Raw genomic sequence first — 25,420 nt, 5'->3', positions numbered from 1 at the left:
GGGAAAACAATGGATATAAAAGAGATGAAAGAAAGAGCAGAAAATAGAATAAAAGAGATGACAAGTATAAGTGACCAAGAAATATTTAAGTCGTTATTAGGAAATTATTTTAAAGAATTAATGGTAGAACAAATGAAATTTAATGAAAATCTAATGGAAAGAGTATTAAAAGGTGTAGAAAATAAAAATTGGGGATATGATATATATTGTACAATATTAAAAAAAGAAGAGTTGACATTGTATGATGATATATTAATTCCGATATTAGCAGAAGATTTATCGGAAAATATATTACCATTAAAATTATTAAGTGATTATATAAAAAGAAAAGAGAAGTTTGTAATAGGACAAATATATATTGATTTAAAATTTCATGAAATAAAAAAAGTGTGTGAAAAAGAGTTTATAGGAGAAATACATAATGTAAATGGTGAAAGTTACAGAGTAAAAATAAAACTAGAACAAAATAGAAAATATAAAGAGGAAGAAAAAGAATTATATGAAGGATTTATATTAAGCGGAACTAAATGGAAAACAATAATAAATCCATACAGCAAGAGATTTTTTTATGTGAAAGTAGAAGGGTATTTAGATGAAATACCAGAAGATGCAGAAATAGAAAGATTAACATATAATTTAGAAGAATATGAAGGATTAAAAAAAGAAGGATATATATGTGTATGGAATGTGTGCAAAACAGAAATTAGATCGCAAGGATTTCCAATAAAGTTGTCTCATAATATAGGCTATCAATTGGACGTTCCTTTAGAAGGGATTAATACAAATGGATATATTTTAACAGGAGATAATAAAAGTATAATAAACATATCAAGAGATGAGAATAAATTAATGGTTAGAGCAACAAGAGAAGATATAAAAAAATGGGATTCATATGAGATAAGGGATTGTAGCAGAATAAAGAAAGAGAAATTAGTGGAAAATTTATATGGAAATAATAAATTGAGAGATGTAGTGGAGTATTATATGAAGGATAGTTTAGGAGTAATAAGAACAAAAGGCGAAATAAATAGATTTATAAATTCATTTGAAGAAAGCAAAGCGATAAAATTAAAAAATGTAAGAATAGAAGAGTATATAGAAGGGGAAAATGATATGGAAGTTGAAAATGACTATATATTAGATGAAATAAGAGGAGATGAAAAAAGCAATATATTAAAATTTGAATTTGAAAAAGTAAATGAGAGTCAACATACAGAAGATATAATAGCATTTTTAATGTCAGAAGTAAGATTATATTTTCCAGAATATATATGTGTGAGTGAGTGATGAGATGAATAAAACAATAGGAGAGATTTTAATAAAGAATAATAAAAAAGGGATAAAAAATGAAGATGTGAAATTTAAATTAGCCAAAACATATTCGCCATATATAGAAGTGAATAACCAAGATATAAATAGAGTACCATATAAAAAAATAGAGGTAAATCCATATTATAGATTTGCGGGAATATTTAGTGAAATGTTACATCCAGAAAGTAAATGGGTACAAGAAAGAAAAGAAATAACAGAAGAGATATTAGATTATAGTATCTATTTTTTAGGAGAATTAGATAGAGATAGTGGAATGTATCACGAAACGTTATTAATAAATCTATTAATAGAGGAATTGATAAATGGACGTTGGGGAGAAGAAATAGCGAATAAATTTAAAAAATTAAAGAGGTCAGAAATGCAAGAGTTAGCGTATAATTTATATAGATATTACAGTTCCTACGATAATATATATTTTTTTAGGAAAAGTGTAAGAGATATAATAGCAAATAGCTTAATATATAAAAAAGAGGAAGAAAACGGATATTTATTGTATATAGGAAGTAAATGGAGTGAAGAAAAAGAAAATAAATTAGAATTGATAAAAGAACTATTTTTATCATTAAAAGAAAAAATCGAGGTGTATTGGGAACATCACTTTGGAATAATAGAGGAAAAAACTACATTAAAAATAGATAGAATAGCATTATATTAAGGCTTTGTTAAAAGAAAAGGAAAACAAGACAGGATGGAGGCAAATAAAGGATGAACGGAAGATATACAAAAAGAGAATTAATAAAAATGACAGTATATGAATTACAAAAAATATGTAATAGAGAAAAACTAGTAAAAGGCTATACGAAATTTAATGATAGAGAAAGCTTGATAAATATAATATTAAGGTACAGAGGATTAGAGGAGAGATTGTTTATAAATAATTTAAGTTATGAAAATTATTTTAAATTACAGGAATATTTTTTGGAATGTGAATCAACAAAATTAAAGGATATAAACGTAGAAGTTCCAGCAAAAATACAACTGTATAAAGGATTAGGAGTAACAGTAAATGATAATTATAGAATAAAAAGTAGCGGATTAGAAGAAGGAAATGCGTTAGTAGTAGACCCTAAAAATAAATATATATATGGAGTATTTAATCTAGTAAGAGTAGAAAATAGAAAAGATGAATTTTATTTATTAGGAGATAAAAGTTTATTTAGATTTAATGAAGTATGGAAAAAGAGTTATGAAATAATATTTTTAAATAAGAAGAGTTCGGATTATCTATATAAAGTAGTGAATGAAGAAAATGAATTGTCGTTGATGGCTTTAGAGTATAATAATGTAATAATTCCAGAAATAGAAATAAGAGAATTAGAGAAAACAAGTTCGGTATTATGTATAGATTTTGGGACATCAAATACAGCATTGGGGGTATATTTAGATGAGAATTATATAGAATCTTTGCCAAGTAATTTGATATTGAATAATCAAATAAAATTAAACGATATAAATTTTGTGAAATTTAAAGATGTATCGCGAGAAAAAGAAAAGATAGTAGAAATAGTACCAAGTTTGATATATGTACGAAATATATTATCAGATGGAGTAGAATATTTGTATGGGTATGAAGCACAAAAGCGAATAAAGTCAAAAGATTATATAACAATGGCGACAACATTTAGAGAAATAAAAAGATGGGTAGGAAATTATAATAAAGAGGAAGAGATACAAGATGAAAATTCAAATATATTAAAAGTAAAAAGAGGAGAGATAATTCGTTCATTTTTGAAATATGTAATAAATGAAGCGGAAAGTCAATTTAAATGCAGATTTAAGAATTTACATTTAACAACTCCAGTAAAATTAAGTAATCAATATATAAAAATGTTTAAGGAACTGTTATATGATTATGAGATAGAAGAAAAAGAAACATTAAATGAAGGAATGGCGGTATTATATAATACAATATTTAGTCAGATAAGCAAAAATAATTTTGATGATGATGAAGAGTATAAAGGATTGGTAATAGATAGCGGTGGAGGAACGACAGATTTATCATCGTGTAGTTATAGAATAAATGAAGGAGAAATCTCATATAACGTATCAATAAAAACGGGATTTGAAAATGGAGATACCAATTTTGGTGGTAATAATATAACATATAGAATAATGCAATTTATGAAAATAATATTATCGAATTATTATAAAGAAGAAAAATTATTAACAATAGATGATTTGATAAGCTATTCAGAAGGAGATATATTTAGAGTAATAGATGATTGTGGAATAAATAAAGTATATGAAAAATTAGAAGATGAGTATATAAAAGCGGAAAATATAGTACCTACAAGATATAGAGAATACGAGAATAGGACATTGGATGAATATAAAAAAGTTAAGAATAATTTTTATTTTTTATGGGAATTATCAGAAATGATGAAGAAGGATTTTTTTCAGAAAACAAATATATTGAGAAATAAATTTGAAAGTATATCACAAGATGAAAAAGAAAGCGATATGCAGATAACGCAATTAAACAGATGGAATTTATCAGTAGCGCGAAAAGAGCGATTAGAATTAATAGAAGAATTTCCTGAAGTAATATTTAATGTAAAAGAGATAATAAAATTAATAAAAGGGGATATATATGAAGTAATAAGAAAATTTTTAGAACCATATTATGAGAATAAAGAGTTGACAGAATATTCAATAATAAAATTAAGTGGGCAATCATCAAAGATAGATATATTTAAAGAAGCAATAAAAGAGTTTGTTCCAGGGCGAAGCATAGAATTCAAACAGAAGAATAATGAAAATTCATTTGAGTTAAAATTAGCTTGTTTAAGAGGAGTTATAAATTATATAAACAATAAAAGGAACGGAAGAATAGTAATGGAAATAAGAAATGATATACCAGTAGTACCATATTCAATAGTAAGTCATACATTTACAGGAGAAGAAAAAGAATTGTTTGAAGGTCAAAGAAGATTAGATAAATTAACAGGATATATATCAAGGCCAATATCAGCAAGAGAGATAAAATTTTATTTAAAAGATATAGAAGGGAAAGTAAAAAGGCAATATATTTATAAGAATGATTTAAGTGGATTAGAAGCAATAAAAGTAGAAGAGTTAGAAGAAAAATATAAAGGTTATATAAATCAAGAAGATACAGATAATATGAAAAATGGAGAAATAAGATATTTTATAGTATCAGAAGAAGAAAGTTGGGGATTTTATGTAGTCCCAATAATAAGAAAAGAGGAACAGCTGTATATAAATAGAAGTAAATTTTTTGACTTTGATTATGAAATAGATGAGTATGATTTTTTTAATGGATTAAAATAGAAAAAGGAAAAAATGGGAGGATAGAAGATTGATATTATTAAAATATCCAGAATTTAAAAAAGGAAGAATATTAAAAAAAGAGATGTTAGAAGAATTAAGAGATTATCCACGAGAAATGTTTGAGATATATTTTTCAGATTATAGTGATGGGATAATAGTAGGGTTTGAAATTAAAGTAAAAGATGAGGAGCTAATAATTTCACCTGGAATATTAAAAATAAATAAAGGAATATTATACTTAAAAAAAGAAGAAAAGATAAGTTATGAAAAAACAAATAAAGAGATGCAGATAAAATTGGTATTAGAAGAAAAAACAGAAGATAAAGATTATGGATATTTAAATGGCGAAGTAGTAATAGAAGAATTAAAAGAAAAAAGTAAAAATAAAGATGAAATAAAAGAGAGGGATGAGAATAAAAATGAAATAGAATTAGGAAGGTATAAATTGAGAGAGGGAGCATTATTAAGAGATAGTTATGAAAATTTAATGGATTATTCAGTAGAATATAATATGTTGAATATTATAAATGTAAAATATTCAACAATAAGTGGGAATAGTTTAAAAAAAGAGATATTGGATAAATTTGGAGATGTTTTAGTAAGAAAAGGAGAACAAAGCATAGACATATCATTTGGAATGAATATATTAAATGGCAAAGAAGTTAGTAGGAAAGCGATTAATGTATATTTAGAGAGAAAGTTGAAAAAGAAAATAGATGAATTGGAAAATATAGATATTTATAATCATTTATTGAAAATATCTAAAAACATAGGCAAAGAAGAACGAGTAGAAAAAACAGGGAGAAGAAGAGCAACGAGAATAATAGTAGAGTAGGAGGAGATAATATGGGAAATCACTATAAGACGTTAGGAGTAGAAAAAACAAGTGAATTAACTGAAATAAAAAAAGCGTACAGAAAGTTAGCAATGAAATATCATCCAGATAGAAATGGAAATAATGAAAAGGCAAAGGAAATATTCTTTCGAGTGCAAAAAGCATATGAAATATTATCAGATGAAAAAAAGAGAAAAGAATATAATAGAATATTGGAAGGAGGTAGTAAAAAGAATGAAAGTGTAAATAATAAGTCAACTAAACAGAGAAAAAGGAACACAGGAAATCAAGGATTTAATATGGATGATTTTAGTAAAAATTTTGAAAACTTTTTTGGATTTAATCCAGATACAGGAGATAAAAAAGCAAGTAGAAAAAAAGATGATGTAAGGAAAGTAAATACAAATGATATGTTTGATAATTTTTTTAATGGAGCTTTTAAAAAATAAAATTTTTGAACAGATTTGTTCTTGTAGGGGCAATTCATGAATTGCCCTTACAGGGGTAGATTTAGAGGTGGAATAGTGCAATAAATATTTTAAGAGTTCTATATTTTCCGAGAGAACTCAAAAGACAAAGGGAGGATAAAAAAATGATAAGGAGAATAAAAGAATATTTCATATTGAAAAAAATAGAAAAGCATGCAAATGAGAATATAATAAAAAGTAAGAAACTAAAGAAAACCAAAAAACTTAAAAAAATCAAAATAATAGATATAGTCTATATGTTAGTAGGATTATCAGTAATATATTTAAATATATTATACAAAAATATTATGGCACTAGGAGTTACTATAGTTGGATATATATTATTAATTGTGATAAGTAAATTAATCTTAAAAAAATCAAATAAAAAAGTTAAAAGTAAAATAAAAAGTATATATTTATTGGATGAATCAGGTAAAAAAACAAAGAAATGGGATTTAGAAGGTAAAATTTCATTATTAATAGGAAAAAATACAAGTGAAGAAAATGTAGATATAGATTTATCAGAAGAAAAATATTCTTCATTAGTAAGTAGACAACATGGAGTGATGAATTATACAAATTCATGCTGGTATTTTGAAGATATAGGTTCATCAAATGGAAGCGGATTGAAAAAAGGAGAAGAAGAAAGATATAAAATATATCCAGGAGAATTACACAAAGTGGAAACAGGAGATATAATATATTTAGCAAATACAAAATTATTATTAAAATAAAAAAACAGGAGGAATAAAAAAATGAAAATGAAAAAATGTGATAATGGGCATCTATTTAATTCGGAAAAATTTGAGGAGTGTCCATATTGTTCAGAGACAGCACCAGTAGCGAAAAAGTCAAAGGAAAAATCAAGACCAGAAAGGGCAGTGAGACAAAAAGAAAATAATGATATGAGAACGCAAGCAATTTGGAGTGATGAAGGAACAGAAGACTACGTAGTAGGGTGGTTGACTTGTATAGAGGGTCCAGATAAAGGAAATGATTATCAAATAAAAAGTGAAAAAAACTTTATAGGACGTTCAGAAGAGATGCACATTCAAATACAAGGAGATAGTGCAATATCAAGAAGAAATCATGCGATAATAAGTTATAATCCAAAAGAGAGGAATTTCATATTAATCCCAGGAGAAGGGAGAGGGATAATTTATAAAAGTACAGAAGCGATTTACACTCCAACAGAGTTAAATGGTTATGATGTAATAGAGATGGGAAAAAGTAAGTTTATCTTTGTACCATTATGTGGAGATTATTTTGAATGGGAGAATGTAGGAGAAAATATTTAAAGAATATAATTGTTGTTACACATTTTATTATATTAATTTGTGTAACATCAGTATTATAATTTTGTTTCAGAAAAAATATTAAAGAACGTTTAAAAAATAAGTTTCTCATATTTTGTTATAAAAACTCTTAAAGAATATTAAAAAAAACAATATTATTGTGTATTTTATAACAAAATTGAAATGTTATTTTTAATCTGTTCCTAAGGAGAAGAATATGTTTAAAATAAATCAATTGATATATTTTCTATTTACTTTAATAATATCAATCTCTATTCTTATAATTTATTTTCGAAATAGAAAATCAAAATTAAAGATATTAGTAGGGAGTTCACAAATATTAGGAGAAAGAAATGAGCAAGAAGATAATTATTCAGTAATAAATTCAGACAATGGTTTGTTAGCAGTATTAGCAGATGGAATGGGTGGATTTTTAAATGGAAAATTAGCTAGTAAAATAGCAGTAGAAACATTTTTAGAAGAATTTGTAAAAGTATATAACTTGCAAAATATAGGGCAATTTTTTATAAACACGTCGTACATAGCAAATGATAAATTGTTAAAAGTTAGTATGGATAGTAAAATGGGAACAACATTAGTATCTTGTTACATGTATAATAATAAACTTTATTGGGTAAGTATAGGAGATAGTCATATATATTTGTATAGAAATAAAGAGATAAATTTACTAAATAATGTGCATACATACAGCAAAGTGTTATTAAGTAGATATAAAGCAGGAGAAATAAGTAGAAGCGAATATTTTTCAAATTCTAAGCGAGAAAGATTAACAAGTTATTTAGGATATAAAAATTTTCATGAGATAGACTATAATGAAAATGGGATAGAATTATTAAAAGGAGATAAAGTAATTTTATGTAGTGATGGAGTATATAAAAGTTTGACAGAAGAAGAGATATTAAATTATGTATCAAAGAAGATAAATCCTGAAATAGTAACAGAAGAAATAATGCTAGAAATAGAAGATAAAAGAATATCAGGGCAAGATAATGCAACAATAATAATGGTGGAAAAAAGATAAAAAAATAAAGAAAGGAGAAAGTAATGGAGAATAAATTTGATTGGAGTAGGGTTATAATATTTTCGTTGATTATTTTAGTTGCGTTAATATTGAATTTAAATGGTATAAAAAAAGATGAAATAAAATCAGGGAAAATCACAATAAAATCTACATTAGAAACAGCGAGTATAAAGAAATAGAGGATGAGGAAAAGATTAGTGCTAGCAGTTTTGTTAGTGCTAATCTTTTGTAAAAAAAGGATTGATAAATCTTGAGATAAGATAAGAAAAAAATATATTTTAATTATAATGGAGGGTTTAAAAAATGCAAAAAAGAGTAATTGAATTAAAAAAAGAAGATTTTGAAGAAGTGGTCGAAAATTTTAAAAATTGGTTATTATCCCAGAAATTTAAAATAAGAGGTGAGGAAAAAGTTGAGAATGGAATTTTATTAAAAATAAAGACAAAACTTTGGACAATGGTATCTTATAGAGTAAATGTTGAATTTTATAAAGTAGAGTTATAATTTAAGTTTTCAGGTATAAAAGATGTATTAGGGAAAGATGAAGCTAAAGATTTAATAGGAGCATATTTTTCAATAAGAGCCTCAGTATTAGAAGGTTATAATAATTACAACCAACTAAAAGGAAGCTACGAAGATAAAAAAGAATCAAGTGGAGAAATAACTATATTATCAAATACAAATAATAGAAAAAGTTTTAATGAAGAAAAAATGACAGAATATATAAAGATAGATGAATTTGAATTAGGAACAGATATAAAAAATCAAATTGAAATAGAAGAATATAAAAGGAAAGATTATGGAATAGATTTATTAAATGAGAATATAATTTTAGGCTCAATAAAAAAAGAAAGAAATATAGATGAAAAAGGATATGAATTTAAAATAATGCCGATATCGACTTATGATACACCATTATTAATGGTAAGTTAAAATTATAAATTTGCAAATTAATAAAAAAAACATACCCAAAATTTCCCAAAAATGATATAATAATATACAGAAAAGAGACAAAAAGATTTGTTTTAGAAACGGAATAGAGTTTAAAAATTGTATTTCAGTTCAAAAAAGAATCATATTATAACATCTCAATTTCATGAAAAATAATTAATAAAAAAAGTTATAAAAAATCAAAAAGATAAGATTTTGTGAGAAAAAAGCGAAAAAGAAGACAGCAAAAGCTTGCTAAACTAATAAATAAAATTGAAAAAATAAATCAATTAAAAGATTTATAGCTTTTTTATCATAAAATCTCCCGAAGCTAAAACTGTCTGAGAGAGCGTCCTCCTCTAAAGCGAACGAGTTTTTTAGCTTCTTGATTTTTCTTTGCTTCGTTTCTTTGTATCAAGACAAAGAAATGAAGAGGTAAAAACAGAGATAAAATAATCTAAATAGATATAAAAAAATTAAAAACATCTGCTAAAGGAAAATGAATATAAAAACAGAGATAAAATAAATATAAGAAAATTAGAAAGGAGAAAAAGAATGACAGAAAAACAAGCAAGAGGAATAGTATTAGCAATAATAGTCTTAGTAATGGTATATTTAGTTCCAAAATTCATAGGAGTACAAGGAGGAGGAAAAGCAGAAAAGGTAAGGAAGCAAATAGAGAAAAGTCTATTAAAGAAATATGGAGAAGAGTTTATAGTAGACAGAATAGGGATAAGAAAAGCATATAAAGATAAATTTTATCAAGCGAGAATATATCCGAAATCAAAACTAAAAAATGGTATAAGGGATAAATATTATGAAGGGAGTGCAAGTGTAGATATAGGGTTATTTGGGATGTTAGATAAAGAATCAGGAGATGATTATAGCTATATAAATAGAAATGATGATACAGAAAAATATTTATTACCAAAAGTAAAAGAGATATTTGGAAATAGAGTAAGATTAAAAGTAGATGTAGCACATGAAGTAACAGGAGATGGTAGTTGGTGGGCAGGTTATAAATCAAAGAGTTTAAAAGAAGTAAGAGATAGAATAAAAAAAGATCCAAAACATAACAGAATACTATTAACTTTATATATTTACATATTTGATAAGATAGATAATGAAGAGGAGAAAGAGAAGAGGAGAAAAGAGATATATGAAATGATAAACTATTTAAAGGAAGAAGGGTTATTTAAATATTTAGAAATGGGAGTAATATTTATAGATGAGAGGGTATTAGCACCAAGTTATAGGAAATATAAAAGGGAAATATTTATAACGCCAGATGAAAAGGTAAAAGTAGAAGGAGAAACAGTATATTTACCACCAATGAAATTAAGGGAAGAGATGAGTAATAAATTAGGAGCAGAAGTAAAGAAAATGAGTGAAGAAGATTTAATAAAAAGAATGAATAGTATAATTAAGGGAAGTTTGAGTCATAAGGGGATAAATAAGTATAATGCTCAATATATAAGTGAAGTTTATTCTGAAGGAAAAGTGAAAGTTAGATATTCTTCTTGGTTAGATAATGGATATAAGTTAAAGAAATATGATAAATTAAAAGATATCGGATATGAAAGGGTTTTAGATTATATTTATGTAAATAATAATAAAAAATAAAGGAGATGATGTTAAAAATGGTAAATGAAACAACAAATAATAAAATAACTGATAAAGAATTATTAGTATTTAGTAATTTAGCAAATTTAGATTGGCAGTTTGTTAATTTAAAAGACTCTACAGTAAAGATAAAAAATAACGGAAAAAATAAACTAAAAGACCTACTAACGCCAAAATCATTTATAAGAAAAAATGAAAAAGGAGAATTCGAAAAATATATCTACATGCCAGGAGTAAAAGATGAAAACAGCATAACAGATAAAGATAAAATCCAAGGAAAAACAGCAATGAGAAAGAGATCAGGATTAGGAATGGAATGTATAGAAGACATATCGGGGAAAGGGAAAGAATTAAAAGACTGGGAAGTAATATACGGAGCAGATCAATATAAAGTAATATCAAATTTTAAAGATAGCTTATATGATGGAATGTGTGAATTAACAGGAAAAGACAGTAAAAGTAATAGACCAAAGTTATATCCCACAAGAGAAGAGATAGAGAAATCAAAAGAAAAACAAGCAAAATTAAAAATAGCAATGACAGTAGTAGATGTAGCAAGTAATTTAATACCAATAGGAGTAAATTTAAAATTTGCAGAAGAGGGAGTAGAAAGTGGTTTTAAATTATTAGAAAAGAGTGTAAAAAAAGATATATTGGATGGTAGTGAAAAAGCTATATTAAGTTTAATACCTACAGGAAGTCAGGTAAAAGATATATCAACAGCAGTAAATAAAGGCGGAGGAAAAAATTGGGCATTATCTGCTGTATCAACAGGAGGATTATTAGGAAAAAATATAGGAGGAGTTAAGGATAAAAAATTAGTAGGGGAATTAGAAAAAGAGTTAACAGAAAAGGAGTATAAAGAGTTAAGGGAAAAAGAGAAGTCAGGAACACAAGAAATAAGCTTAATAAGAAAATTTAATATGTCAAATACAGATTTTAAAGTATTGGTATTAAAAAAAGAGCAAGAGATAGTAATAGCCTATAAAGGAAGTAAAAATAGTAAAAAAGAGATATTACCAGATGAGATGGATGTATTACAATTGTTATATAGTAAAATAAAATTTGAGAATAAAGACAGCAATATAAGATTTGTAGGATTAAATGAAGGAGGAGATTTATCAGGATTAAGTGGATTATTATATGGAGAAAAAGGAGCAGTATTTTATTCAAAAGATTCAAATATAAAAGATTATGTAGAATTTACATATGATGATATAGATAAGAAATATAAAAATGCAGGAGAGATAACAGTAGAGACAGTAAAGAATATAAGTATAGGAGTAGCATATGAATTAATAGGAGGAGTACTATTAGGGACAGGAGTATTACCAGGATTAATAGCTTTAGGAATAGGAGCAGCTATAGGAGTATTATTTCAATTTTTAAAAGATTCAAACTACAAACGAGTATATAATGGATTAAAAGAGATAGGATATATAACAGAAAAAGGAGATGTAATAGGAGAAGTTGCAGAAAACAGACTGGAAATAGAAGATAAAGATGGGAATAGAATAAAAGTAAAAGAATCAGATTTTATCTATTTATTAAAGGAGACATCAGGAGAAATATTAAATGAAGAAAGAGTAGAAATAAATAAAAAGAAAGATAATTCAGAAGCAATATTAGATTGTAATATGAAAAATTATAAATTGGAGAATATAGGAGAAGGTTATAAAATAAAGAGTAAAAATTTAATATTATACAATACATTAATTTCCTCAGGAGGCTATTCAATTACTCCAGGAGTTTATTCAACTAATTTTTCTAATGAGATAATAATAATATATAATGAATTATTATCAAAGTGGGAAAAAGAAGAATTGAATAAAAAAGAGAAAAAGGAGTTTGAAGAATTTTATAATACAATAAGTAACGTAGAGAAGAATTATTTTGTAAATTTATTACAAATAATAAAAAACATACAAGATAACTATAAAATCAATAAAAACCTAATAGAATATATCTATAAAACAAAATCAAATAAATTGAAAAAAAGTTCAAATTATCCAGAAGAGGTGTTAAAAGAGTATTCATTTGAATGTAAATTTGCCACTTACTTAAATGAAGAAGGAGAATTAGTAGAAGAATATAGCTATGATTATATAGTAAATTTATTATTAAGTGATTTTTTATCATCTAAGATAAAAATGAGTAAATCAAATTATAGAGGATATGACGAATTAGAGTGGAAGTTTGACGATAATAAGATAAAAAAATTAAAGGAAGAGATATTAAAATTAGATATAACATTGGGTGAATTAAGTAATTCAGAAGATTTAAAGAGTTATTTATTAAAAGAATTGAATACTTTTGATAAAAAAGAGATAGGAAATAGATTAGATAATATAGATATAAGTAAATATTATAAAGTTAAAAATATAGGATTTGATAAAGTAGAGATACAATTTAAATTTTCAGATAGAAAGGATATTTTTGGTAAATATACAGTTGGAAAATTAATAGGGTTAGATTTTAGTATAAAAGTTTCAATAGCAGAAGGTTATAATAATTACAACCAACTAAAAGGAAGCTATGAAGATAAAAAAGAATCAAGTGGAGAAATAAGTATATTATCAAATACAAATAATAGAAAAAGTTTTAATGAAGATAAAATGACAGAATATATAAAGATAGATGAATTTGAATTAGGAACAGATATAAAAAATCAAATTGAAATAGAAGAATATAAAAGAAAAGATTATGGAATAGACCTATTAGATAAAAATATAATTTTAGGCTCAATAAAAAAAGAAAGAAATATAGATGAAAAAGGATATGAATTTAAAATAATGCCAATATCGACTTATGATACACCATTATTAATGGTAAGCTAAAATTATAAATTTGCAAATTAATAAAAAAAATATACCCAAAATTTCCCAAAAATGATATAATAATATACAGAAAAGAGACAAAAAGATTTGTTTTAGAAACGGAATAGAGTTTAAAAATTGTATTTCAGTTCAAAAAAGAATCATATTATAACATCTCAATTTCATGAAAAATAATTAATAAAAAAAAGTTATAAAAAATCAAAAAGATAAGATTTTGTGAGAAAAAAGCGAAAAAGAAGAGGGCAAAAACTTGCTAAACTAATAAATAAAATTGAAAAAATAAATCACTTAAAAGATTTATAGCTTTTTTATCATAAAATCTCCCGAAGCTAAAACTGTCTGAGAGAGCGTGCACCTTAAGAGCGAACGAGTTTTTTAGCTTCTTGATTTTTCTTTGTTTCGTTTCTTTGTATCAAGACAAAGAAATGAAGAGGTAAAAATAGAGATAAAATAATCTAAATAGATATAAAAAAAACTAAAAACATCTGCTAAAGAAAAATGAGTATAAAAAATCAGATGAAATAAATATAAGAAAATTAGAAAGGAGAAAAAGAATGACAGAAAAACAAGCAAGAGGAATAGTATTAGCAATAATAGTATTAGTAATGGTATATTTAGTTCCAAAACTTATAGGAGTACAAGGAGGAGGAAAAGCAGAAAAGGTAAGGAAGCAAATAGAGGAAAGTCTATTAAAGAAATATGGAGAAGAGTTTATAGTAGACAGAATAGGCATAAGAAAAGCATATAAAGATAAGTTTTATCAAGCGAGAATATATCCGAAATCAAAACTAAAAAATGGTATAAGAGATAAATATTATGAAGGGAGTGCAAGTGTAGATATAGGAACATTTGGAATATTAGATAATGAAGCAGGAGATAGTTATTGGATTCAAAAAATGAATGATAGTGCAGAAGAGTATCTGATACAAAAAGTGAAAAAAATATTTGGGAATAGAGTAAGATTAAAAGTTGATGTTAAATATAAGAAAAAAGCAGATGTACCAAATAATAATTTTTATGTTGGCAAAAAAAAATATGATTTTAAAAAAGCTATTCAAGATGAAAAAAATGATAAAAAAGATTTAATTCATTTGGAAGTAACACTATATATTTACATATTTGATAAGATAAATAATGAAGAAGAGAAAGAAAAACGAAGAGAAGAAATATTTAAATATATAAATTATTTAAAAGAGGAAGGGTTATTTAAATATTTAGAAATGGGAGTAATATTCATAGATGAGAGAGTATTGGCGCCAAGTTATAGGAAATATAAAAGGGAAATATTTATAATGCCAGATGAAAAGGTAAAAGTAGAAGGAGAAACAGTATATTTACCACCAATGAAATTAAGGAAAGAGATGAGTGAAGTATTAGGAGAAGAAGTAAAAAAAATGAGTGAAAAAGAATTAATAAAAAGAATGAATATGATAAGTAAGGGGGAGTTAGACCCTTTTGATACAGGGAATTTTAAATATAGTTTAAATTATATATCTCTTATTCTTTCTATTGAAAGGCTAAAATTAAGAGGAGAATATGAAGAAGAAAAGGAAAATAATAAATTAGAAGATTATAAATACTTAAAGAAACAAAATATTAAATTGATAAAATATAAAAATTATATTTATTAAATAATAAAAAGGAGATGATATTAAAAATGGAAAATATTAATAATTCAACAAAAATAACAGATAAAGAATTACTGGTTTTTAGTAATTTAACAAATTTGGATTGGCAATTTACAGAATTAATGAAAATTAATAAAGATGGGTCAAAAAGTTTTTTCAAACTAAAAGACCTACTAACGCCAAAATCATTTATAAGATTTGATGATAAAAATCAAGAAGATTGGAAATATATTTACATACCAAATGCATATAATAAATCAATAGAAGAATTAACAGAAAAAGATACATCTATTGGTTATGAAAACATGAGAAGAAAAGCAGGCTTAGGAATGGAATGTATAGAAGACATATCAGGAAAAGGAAAAGAATTAAAAGGTTGGGAAGTAATCTATGGAGGAGATCAATATAAAGTAATATCAGATTTTAAAGATAGCTTATATGATGGAATGTGTGAAATGGTAGGAAAAGATAATAAATCAAATAGACCAAAGTTATATCCCACAAGAGAAGAGATAGAGAAAACAAAAGAAAAACAAGCAAAATTAAAAATAGCAATGACAGTAGTAGATGTAGCAAGCAATCTAATACCAATAGGAGTAAATTTAAAATTTGCAGAAGAGGGAGTAGAAAGCGGTTTTAAATTATTAGAAAAGAGTGTCAAAAAAGATATATTAGAAGGAAGTGAAAAAGCAATATTAAGTTTAGTCCCAACAGGTAGCCAAATAAAGGATATATCAACAGCAATAAATAAAGGCGGAGGAAAAAATTGGGCATTATCTGCTGTATCAACAGGAGGATTATTAGGAAAAAATATAGGGGGAGTTAAGGATAAAAAATTAGTAGGGAGATTAGAAAAAGAGCTAACAGAAAAGGAGTATAAAGAGTTAAAGGAAAAAGAGAAGTCAGGAACACAAGAAATAAGCTTAATAAGAAAATTTAATATGTCAAATACAGATTTTAAAGTATTAGTATTGAAAAAAGAAAAAGAGATAGTAATAGCATATAAAGGTAGCAAAAATGATGAAAAAGAGATACTACCAGATGAAATGGATGTATTGCAATTAGTATATAGTAAAATAAAATATGAAAATAAGGATAGCAATATAAGATTTGTAGGATTAAATGAAGGAGGAGATTTATCAGGATTAAGTGGATTATTATATGGAGAAAAAGGAGCAGTATTTTATTCAAAAGATTCAAATATAAAAGATTATGTAGAATTTACATATGATGATATAGATAAGAAGTATAAAAATGCAGGAGAGATAACAGTAGAGACAGTAAAGAATATAAGTATAGGAGTAGCATATGAATTAATAGGAGGAGTACTATTAGGGACAGGAGTATTACCAGGATTAATAGCTTTAGGAATAGGAGCAGCAATAGGAGTATTATTTAATTTATTAAAAGATTCAAACTACAAACGAGTATATAATGGATTAAAAGAGATAGGATATATAACAGAAAAAGGAGATGTAATAGGAGAAGTTGCAGAAAACAGACTGGAAATAGAAGATAAAGATGGGAAGAAAATAAAGTTAAAAGAATCAGATTTTATCTATTTATTAAAGGAGACATCAGGAGAAATATTAAATAAAGAAAGAGTAGAAATAAATAAAAAGAAAGATAATTCAGAAGCAATATTAGATTGTAATATGAAAAATTATAAATTGGAGAATATAGGAGAAGGTTATAAAATAAAGAGTAAAAATTTAATATTATACAATACATTAATTTCCTCAGGAGGCTATTCAATTACTCCAGGAGTTTATTCAACTAATTTTTCTAATGAGATAATAATAATATATAATGAATTATTATCAAAGTGGGAAAAAGAAGAATTGAATAAAAAAGAGAAAAAGGAGTTTGAAGAATTTTATAATACAATAAGTAACGTAGAGAAGAATTATTTTGTAAATTTATTACAAATAATAAAAAACATACAAGATAACTATAAAATCAATAAAAACCTAATAGAATATATCTATAAAACAAAATCAAATAAATTGAAAAAAAGTTCAAATTATCCAGAAGAAGTGTTAAAAGAGTATTCGTTTGAATGTAAATTTGCCACTTACTTAAATGAAGAAGGAGAATTAGTAGAAGAATATAGCGATGATTATATAGTAAATTTATTATTAAGTGATTTTTTATCTTCTAAGATAAAAATGAGTAAATCAAATTATAGAGGGTATGACGAATTAGAGTGGAAGTTTGACGATAATAAGATAAACAAATTAAAGGAAGAGATATTAAAATTAGATATAACATTGGATGAATTTGGTAATTCAGAAGATTTAAAGAGTTATTTATTAAAAGAATTGAATCCTTTTGATAAAAAAGAGATAGGAAATAGATTAGATAATATAGATATAAGTAAATATTATAAAGTTAAAAATATAGGATTTGATAAAGTAGAGATACAATTTAAATTTTCAGATAGAAAGGATATTTTTGGTAAATATATAGTTGGAAAATTAATAGGGTTAGATTTTAGTATAAAAGTTTCAATAGCAGAAGGTTATAATAATTACAACCAACTAAAAGGAAGCTACGAAGATAAAAAAGAATCAAGTGGAGAAATAAGTATATTATCAAATACAAATAATAGAAAGAGTTTTAATGAAGAAAAAATGACAGAATATATAAAGATAGATGAATTTGAATTAGGAACAGATATAAAAAATCAAATTGAAATAGAAGATTTTTTAGAGGAATTAGAATTGAAATCAGAGAAAGCAATAGAAACTATAATAAAAGAAAATAAAAAAAGTTACAAAGATAGAATAAAAAAGTTATCAAAGGATGGGAAAATATATATAGAGATACAACGTAAGGAAGATAAAATATTAAGTGTAATATATGTATATAAAATAAGTAGTTTTTTTGGACATTTTAAAAATCCAACAGTAACAATATATTATGGAGAATTTGGAGAAGAGTGGAATATATTAGAAATAGAAGAATATAAAAGGAAAGATTATGGGATAGACTTATTAGATAAAAATATAATTTTAGGCTCAATAAAAAAAGAGAAAAATATAGATGAAAAAGGATATGAATTTAAAATAATGCCAATATCGACTTATGAATATTCAAAAGAAGATAAATGGCAACAAGAATGTATTTATTTGAAATATAATAATGGTAATAAAGAAAGATTAGGAGAAAATATAAGTTATGTAAAAGAGGATGGAGAAAAATATTATTATGAAGATAAGAAAAAGAATAGCTATATATATGATTTAGAAAATAGTGAATTGGAAATAGTCTATGGAAAAAATTATGGAGAAAAATTATTAATAAAAGAATTTAGAAATGAAGATTATGGAATAGATTTAGGGGTAGGATATGGAGTGCTGTTTGGTAGTAAAGACAGAACAGGAATGAGCTCAAATAAAGGGATAAAATATAATATAGTAAATGGAGCACCATTAATAGTAAATATGAATACATTGGGAAAAGGAATGGTAATAATAGATAAAAAAGATATATCAGAAGATGAAATAAAATCAGAAGAAAGTTTCGTAAAATCAAAATTAAAAACAGAAGATACACAATTATTGATGAAGTTATGCAAAAAAGGATTAAGATATCAATTATTAGCAGACAAAGCAGGGAGAATATATCTTTATGATTTAGGAGATGATAAATTAACAATATTAATAAGAAAAGATGTTAAAGATACATCAGTAAAATTATATGAAGAAAAATTAATAATAAGAGATTTCTATAAAATAGAGATATGGAATTATAAAAATGGAGATTATAACATATCATTACCAATAGAACTAGAGGAGAGATATGGTCATAGAGCAAAAGAGGTATATGAGGTAAAAAAAGGAGATACGTTATATGAGATATCAGAAAAATATTTAGGATTAGGTTCAAAATGGAGAAAGTTATTAAATAAAAAAGGACAGTCATTTACAAAAGATGAAGCTAAAAGATTGCAAATAGGAACAAAAGTATATATACCATATAAATTAGGAGAAAACATAGGCTTTACTAAAATAGATATAGATGGAAAAGGAGTAGGAAAAGATATAGATTTTGCAGATGAAATAAACAGATATCTTTATAAAGATAGAGATGGAAATATATTTGAAAAATTACCATTGTATAGGAAAGTATTAATAAAATCTTCAAAAGAAGCTAATAAAATAATAAAGATAGATAATTTTAAAGAGGGAAATCACGGAATATGGTTAGAATTAGAGCCACCATATATATTGAAAAATGGAAAAATAAGTAATGGAGTAAGAGAAGAGGAGTTATCAAAAGTAAAAGAGATAGAGGAAAATAGTTATATAAAGCTAGATGAGAGAATAGAGAATGGATTTTTATTTATTCAATCAGATGAATTATTAAGCTTAAAGACGAAAGCTGAAAATGAAAAAGAGGAAGAGGAAAAAGAAAAAGCAGAGGAAGCAGTAGCAGAAAATGAAAAAAGTGAAAGTAAAAAAAGAGAGAGGAAAAAAGATAAAGATGGAAGTTCATCAAGCGGAGCAAGTCAAAGTCTAATGGGAATAAAATATGTATGTCAGGGAGCAAAATTAAAATGTCCATTTGGAAGTAGCAGTGGGAGTTTAACAGTAATGCAAAATATGAAAGTAACAATAGGCGGGCAGCTGGTAGCGACAATGATGGATAATAAACCAATGGCAAATATATCTCCATTTGGGCAATGTAAAAGCATGGCAAATCCACAAGTAGCAGCAGCAACAGCGGCAGCGAATGGGAAATTACAACCAATGCCGTGTATTCCGCAAGTAGTAGCACCTTGGAGTAATCCGCATCAAAAAGTAACGATAGGGTATATACCAGTATTAACAGATAAATCAATGTGTAGTTGCATGTGGGCTGGGATGATAACCATTAGTAAACCAGGTCAAGAGAAAGTAAAAGGATAAAAGAAAAATAATATAAAATAAAATAAAATTAAATAGGGAGAGGAAAAATAGATGAGAAAAGAAAATAGTAAATTTATAACTAAATTTGTAACAAATGAAGGGAGTAAAAAAAGTAATAGAGATTATTTTGCATATGTAGAATTAGATGACTATGGATGTTGGTTATTAGCTGATGGATTAGACACAGATGAAGAAAAATTAAGTGCTGAAATAGTGGCAGGAAGTATAATAGAAGATTTCACAGAAAATCCAAAAATGAGTAAGAAAACATTAAAGCGATACTTGAAGACAGCAAATGAGATGTTATTAAAAGAAACAAGAATAAATTTATTAAAAGCAAGTATAGTTGTAATAATAAGTGATTATCATTCGATTATTTATGGAAGTATAGGTAATACAAGATTGTATCATTATAGAAAAGACAATTTACTTTATAGAACAAAAGACCATAGTGTAGCAGAGTTAATGCTAAAATTAGGGAAAGTAGAAAAAAATAATATAAACCAAAATATAGAAAAAAATAATTTATATGAGTATTTAGGGAAAAAGAAACAGTTAAAAATGAATATAAGTAATAAAAAAATTGAATTAAAAGAAGGCGATATGCTATTATTAGCAACAGTAGGATATTGGGAAAATATGAAAGATATAGAAATAGGAGATATATTAAAAGCAAGTGAAGATGTAGAGAGCTTTGTAATGAATTTAGAGAATATGATGCTAGAAAAAGAGAATCCGCATCTAAATAATTATACAATAGTATCAATATCAATCCAGAAAATATTTATAGAAAATGTAAAGAAAAGCATTGTAAATACAAAGACGATAGTGGCAGCTTCATTAGTGATAGTATTAATAGTAGGGGTATTATTATTTAGAAATCATTTAAATAAAATAAAAATAGCAAAGAGTAAAATGCAGCAAATGAAAATATCAAAATTAAAAGCTGAAAAGCTAAAACTAGAAAAATTAAAAGCTGAAAAATTAAAATTGGAAAAATTAAAGGCTAAAAAATTAAAGTTAGAACAGCTAAAATCAGAAAAATTAAAAGAGAAAGAAGTAGAATTTCAAAAAACAAAAGATGTAGAAAAAAATGGAGATGATAGTTTATTAAAAAAAGATTATGTAACTGCAAAAGAAAATTATAATGAAGCGTTAGCGGTATATACTCAATTAGATAAGAAGGAAGATGAAGATAGAGTAAAAGGTAAAATAAAAACAACAGAGAAATTAGAAAAATCAGACAAATTATTGTTAATAGCTAATAGTTATTATGAATCAGGTGACTATATAAACGCAAAATTAAATTATATAAAAGCAAAAGAATTATTGGATGGAATAGAAGGTGCAGATAGTAAGAGTATAGATAATAGTATATTTAATGTGGAAACTATGAGTAAAGCAAAAGATTTGGAGAAGGTAGGAGATATATATTTTTCAAATGAAAATTATGATAAATCAATAGAAAAATATGGATTAGCAAAAGAACATTTTTTGAAAGTGAAAAAATATGATACAAAAGAGATAACGTCAAAACTAGAAAAATCTAAGATATTGAATAATGCAAAACAAGACGAAAATGCTGGAGAAGAGTTATATAATAATCAAAAGTATATAAAATCAATAGAAAAATTTGAATTAGCAAAAGAAAGTTATAAGAAAGCTAAATCTAAAGAAAAAGAGAATAAAATGAAAGATAAATTAGAGAAGATAAAAAGGATATTAACAGCAATAAATTTAGAAAGTGAAGGAGACCAATTAAAAACAGGAGAAGATTTAGCAGGATCAAAAAGTAAATATGAAGAGTCAAAAGCCATATATAAAGAGGTTGGACTTAATTTAAAAGAAAAAGATGTTAATGATAAATTAGTACTAGTTAATTTATCATTATTAAAACAGGCAAAGATAAAAGATGCAGAAAGCATAGAATCTGATGGAGATAGCTCACTGGGAGCAAAAGATTTTGATGGAGCAAAGGAAAAATATGAAAAAGCAAAGAAAACATATCAAGAGGTACAAAAGTATGAAGAAGCAGGAAAATTAGATATAAAATTAAAAAAAGTAGAAGAAGAAAGAGAATATTTTAAAGCAAATAGTTATAAAGAATTAGCAGATACATTTTTCAAACAAAAGAAATATGATGATGCAATAGCAAATTATGAAATAGCAAAAAATAGTTATTTAAGTTTGGAAAAGACAAAAGAGTATATGGAAATGGAAAAAAGCATAAAAGATGCTAAAAAGAAGAAAAAGATATTGGGTATTTTTTAGGAGGTAAATTGGAATTATCATTAAAAAAAGGGATAAAATTAAAAGATAAATATGAAGTGAAAGAGAGAATAGCAGGAACAGATATATCAAATATATATTTATGTGTAGAATTGAAAACTGATAAAATGTTTGTAATAAAAGAGATGTTTGTAAAAGGTTGCTTTAGAGACTTAGATAATAAAACAGTTGTGAATAAAAACAAAGGGATTTTAGAAGAAGCAAAAGAGTCTTATAGAAAAGAAGGAAAAGTATTAAAAGAGATATCACATAAAAATATAGTAAAATTCAAAGAAATATTTGAGGAAAATAATACTGTATATATAGTGACGAAATATTATAAAGGATTAGATTATGAGAGGTATATACAGGCAAGGAAAATAAATATAAAAAAAGAGATTTGTAAAAATATATATCCAATATTAGATGCAATTGAGTATCTGCATAAGAAAAAATATATACATAGAGATATAAAGCCAAATAATATAATTATAACAAAAGATGGACCAATATTATTGGATTTTGGAGCAGTAAGTCATATAAACTCAAAAAATAAAAGGATAAATATAAGTAATGGATTTTCACCAATAGAATTTTATGAAGATGATACAAAACAGGGTTATTATTCAGATGTATATAGTATTGCGGCTACAATATATTATATGCTGAATAAGAAAATCCCTATTTTGGCGAAAAATAGAGTTGTTGAGGATGAGTTGTTTTTAGAAAAAAGGAAAGATAAAGTTGAATTATTAGATAAGATAATATTGAAAAATATGGATTTAGATTATAAAAAAAGAGCTAAAAACATAAAGGTGTTAAGAAAAGAATTAAAATTGATAATGAGATGAGTATTATGGTAAGATAAAAAACTTTTTATTGTATATTTTAATTGTGGCTTGTTTTTATAAAAGTAATTCGCTTTATTAGTAATTAGATGATCTCTAGAGTCTATAGAGGTCATCTTTTTAATTTACTAGGAAAGTATAAATTTATTTAAAAAATAAGATATGATATATTTTTAAACTTTAAAAATAAAATTTTGATTTTCCTTCATTTATAAAGTATAATTAAATAGAATTTAAATTTATTATAAAAATTATACGCTGCATATAAAAGAGTGGAGGTGTAATATGAAAAAAATAATAATCTTATTTAGCTTTATAATTCTATTTACTAATTCTTTTTCAGAAAAAACAATTGTATTGGCAACAGATGAATGGGAACCATATTATGGGAACTCTTTAAAGAATCAAGGGATTTTAAGTGAAATAGTAAGAGAAGCATTAAAAGAAGAAGGATACAATTGTGAAATAAAATTTATGCCGTGGAAGAGAGTTTTGGCTTTAGTAAAAGAAGGTATATATGATGCTGTTTTAGGAGGATATTATAGTGTAAAACGTGAAGAAGATTATCTGTTTACTGATAAAATACTAGATGTAACTGTTAGTTTTTTTAGTTATAAAAATATAAAATATAATACTTTAAAAGATTTAAAAGGATATAAGATAGGTGTTGTTTCAGGGTACTTTTATACAGAAGAGTTTGAGAAAAGTAATTTAAAAAAGATAAAAGTTTCTATGGCGAAAAATCTAATAAAAATATATAAAGCTGGTATAGTAGATGTAATAGCTGTTGAAAATAGAGTTTTTAAATATTATATGAGAGGATTAAAGAATAATAGATATAAAAATAAAATAGGTGAATTATCTACTAATTCATTACATTTACTTTTTACTAAAAAAAATAAAGATTCAGAAAAAATGGTTAAAGATTTTAATGCTGGATTAAAAAAAATTAGAAAAAATGGGAAATTCGACGAGATATTAAAGAGATTTGAAAAATCTAACTGATTTAAGGCTAAAAAAGTAATATTGTTTAAAAATAAAATTTTGATTTTCCTTCATTAATAAAGTATAATTAAATAGAATTTAAATTTATTATAAAAATTATACGCTGCATATAAAAGAGTGGAGGTGTAATATGAAAAAAATAATAATATTATTTAGCTTTATAATTCTATTTACTAATTCTTTTTCAGAAAAAACAATCGTATTTGCAACAGATGAATGGGCACCATATCATGGAAGCTCTTTAAAGAATCAAGGGATTTTAAGCGAAATAGTAAAAGAAGCATTAAAAGAAGAAGGGTACGGTTGCGAAATAAAATTTATGCCGTGGAAGAGAGCTTTGGCTTTAGTGAAAAAAGGCATATATGATGCTGTTTTAGGAGGATATTATAGTGCAAAACGGGGAGAAGATTATCTGTTTACTGATAAAATAATAGATATAACTGTTAGTTTTTTTAGTTATAAAAATATAAAATATAATACTTTAAAAGATTTAAAAGGATATAAAATAGGTGTTGTTTCAGGGTACTTTTATACAGAAGAGTTTGAAAAAAGTAATTTAAAAAAGATGAAAGTTTCTATGCCGAAAAATCTAATAAAAATATATACAGCTGGTATAGTAGATGTAATAGCTGCTGAAAATAGAGTTTTTAAATATTATATGAGAGGATTAAAGAATAATAGATATAAAAATAAAATAGGTGAATTATCTAGTGATTCATTCTATTTACTTTTTACTAAAAAAAATAAAGATTCAGAAAGAATGGTTAAAGATTTTAATGCTGGATTAAAAAAAATTAGAAAGAATGGGAAATTCGATGAGATATTAAAGAGATTTGAAAAATCCAACTGATTTAAGGCAAAAAAAGTAATCTTAAATAGAAAAAGAACTTGACACACTAGTAAAAATGTTGTATAATAATTTTACAACTTCATTAGGTCTTACTGGAAGTAGCGTAAGACTTGGGGTGACAAGATTAATCTTGTCACCCTTTTTTTTATATTTTTTGAAAAGTAAATTAATAAAAAATAAGCTACGCTTCATCTGAAAAATTGTATATTAAAAAAAACAGTGCAGCTTATTTTCTGAATAAATTTATGTTTTCCTA

19 protein-coding genes are annotated in these 25,420 nt (G+C 25.0%); all 19 read left to right on the top strand.

What is annotated here, in order from left to right:
- The first annotated feature begins 9 nt into the window (after positions 1 to 9).
- The 19 genes from RDY08_RS06100 to RDY08_RS06010 all read left to right on the top strand — a co-directional run bounded on the left by RDY08_RS06100 (position 10) and on the right by RDY08_RS06010 (position 25,164).
- Positions 10 to 1,287 (top strand): hypothetical protein, encoded by a 1,278-nt coding sequence (locus RDY08_RS06100; protein WP_307903488.1) that lies wholly within the window; start codon positions 10 to 12, stop codon positions 1,285 to 1,287.
- Between the two features lie 4 nt (positions 1,288 to 1,291).
- Positions 1,292 to 1,987 carry a hypothetical protein gene (locus tag RDY08_RS06095; protein WP_307903487.1) on the top strand — a complete coding sequence of 232 codons (696 nt, stop codon included), beginning with the start codon at positions 1,292 to 1,294 and terminating at the stop codon, positions 1,985 to 1,987.
- Between the two features lie 50 nt (positions 1,988 to 2,037).
- Positions 2,038 to 4,623 (top strand): Hsp70 family protein, encoded by a 2,586-nt coding sequence (locus tag RDY08_RS06090; RefSeq protein WP_307903486.1) that lies wholly within the window; start codon positions 2,038 to 2,040, stop codon positions 4,621 to 4,623.
- A gap of 28 nt (positions 4,624 to 4,651) precedes the next feature.
- A complete protein-coding gene (locus RDY08_RS06085) occupies positions 4,652 to 5,458 on the top strand; it encodes a hypothetical protein (protein ID WP_307903485.1) in 807 nt (268 codons plus the stop codon).
- An 11-nt stretch (positions 5,459 to 5,469) separates the two neighbouring features.
- Entirely contained in the window at positions 5,470 to 5,907 is a 438-nt protein-coding gene (locus tag RDY08_RS06080) for a J domain-containing protein (protein ID WP_307903484.1), read from the top strand.
- Between the two features lie 143 nt (positions 5,908 to 6,050).
- Positions 6,051 to 6,659 carry an FHA domain-containing protein gene (locus tag RDY08_RS06075; RefSeq protein ID WP_307903483.1) on the top strand — a complete coding sequence of 203 codons (609 nt, stop codon included), beginning with the start codon at positions 6,051 to 6,053 and terminating at the stop codon, positions 6,657 to 6,659.
- A 21-nt stretch (positions 6,660 to 6,680) separates the two neighbouring features.
- Positions 6,681 to 7,223, top strand: a complete 543-nt coding sequence (locus RDY08_RS06070) for an FHA domain-containing protein (protein WP_307903482.1) — start codon at positions 6,681 to 6,683, stop codon at positions 7,221 to 7,223.
- A gap of 214 nt (positions 7,224 to 7,437) precedes the next feature.
- Positions 7,438 to 8,262, top strand: a complete 825-nt coding sequence (locus RDY08_RS06065; protein ID WP_307903481.1) for a PP2C family protein-serine/threonine phosphatase — start codon at positions 7,438 to 7,440, stop codon at positions 8,260 to 8,262.
- 23 nt (positions 8,263 to 8,285) lie between these two features.
- Positions 8,286 to 8,441, top strand: coding sequence for a hypothetical protein (locus RDY08_RS06060; RefSeq protein ID WP_307903480.1), 156 nt, complete (start codon positions 8,286 to 8,288; stop codon positions 8,439 to 8,441).
- A 124-nt stretch (positions 8,442 to 8,565) separates the two neighbouring features.
- Complete coding sequence (locus RDY08_RS06055) at positions 8,566 to 8,766, top strand: hypothetical protein (protein WP_307903479.1); 201 nt, start codon at positions 8,566 to 8,568, stop codon at positions 8,764 to 8,766.
- A 207-nt stretch (positions 8,767 to 8,973) separates the two neighbouring features.
- Complete coding sequence (locus RDY08_RS06050; protein WP_307903478.1) at positions 8,974 to 9,195, top strand: hypothetical protein; 222 nt, start codon at positions 8,974 to 8,976, stop codon at positions 9,193 to 9,195.
- Positions 9,196 to 9,747: 552 nt separating this feature from the next.
- Positions 9,748 to 10,815 (top strand): hypothetical protein, encoded by a 1,068-nt coding sequence (locus RDY08_RS06045; RefSeq protein WP_307903477.1) that lies wholly within the window; start codon positions 9,748 to 9,750, stop codon positions 10,813 to 10,815.
- A gap of 17 nt (positions 10,816 to 10,832) precedes the next feature.
- Positions 10,833 to 13,652, top strand: coding sequence for a hypothetical protein (locus RDY08_RS06040; protein WP_307903476.1), 2,820 nt, complete (start codon positions 10,833 to 10,835; stop codon positions 13,650 to 13,652).
- Positions 13,653 to 14,206: 554 nt separating this feature from the next.
- On the top strand, positions 14,207 to 15,283 hold the full coding sequence (locus RDY08_RS06035; RefSeq protein ID WP_307903475.1) for a hypothetical protein: 1,077 nt from the start codon (positions 14,207 to 14,209) through the stop codon (positions 15,281 to 15,283).
- Between the two features lie 26 nt (positions 15,284 to 15,309).
- Positions 15,310 to 20,193 carry a PAAR-like protein gene (locus RDY08_RS06030; protein ID WP_307903474.1) on the top strand — a complete coding sequence of 1,628 codons (4,884 nt, stop codon included), beginning with the start codon at positions 15,310 to 15,312 and terminating at the stop codon, positions 20,191 to 20,193.
- 51 nt (positions 20,194 to 20,244) lie between these two features.
- Positions 20,245 to 22,464 carry a PP2C family protein-serine/threonine phosphatase gene (locus RDY08_RS06025; protein WP_307903473.1) on the top strand — a complete coding sequence of 740 codons (2,220 nt, stop codon included), beginning with the start codon at positions 20,245 to 20,247 and terminating at the stop codon, positions 22,462 to 22,464.
- 8 nt (positions 22,465 to 22,472) lie between these two features.
- Positions 22,473 to 23,312, top strand: a complete 840-nt coding sequence (locus RDY08_RS06020; protein ID WP_307903472.1) for a protein kinase domain-containing protein — start codon at positions 22,473 to 22,475, stop codon at positions 23,310 to 23,312.
- Between the two features lie 282 nt (positions 23,313 to 23,594).
- Positions 23,595 to 24,314 carry a substrate-binding periplasmic protein gene (locus tag RDY08_RS06015; protein WP_307903471.1) on the top strand — a complete coding sequence of 240 codons (720 nt, stop codon included), beginning with the start codon at positions 23,595 to 23,597 and terminating at the stop codon, positions 24,312 to 24,314.
- A gap of 130 nt (positions 24,315 to 24,444) precedes the next feature.
- Positions 24,445 to 25,164 carry a substrate-binding periplasmic protein gene (locus RDY08_RS06010; protein WP_307903470.1) on the top strand — a complete coding sequence of 240 codons (720 nt, stop codon included), beginning with the start codon at positions 24,445 to 24,447 and terminating at the stop codon, positions 25,162 to 25,164.
- Positions 25,165 to 25,420 lie beyond the last annotated feature (256 nt).

The sequence above is a fragment of the Haliovirga abyssi genome (assembly GCF_030295325.1).
Taxonomy (GTDB): Bacteria; Fusobacteriota; Fusobacteriia; order Fusobacteriales; family Haliovirgaceae; genus Haliovirga; species Haliovirga abyssi.
The sequence above is the reverse complement of the archived record's forward strand: the minus strand, read 5'-3'. Positions and strand labels throughout refer to the sequence as shown.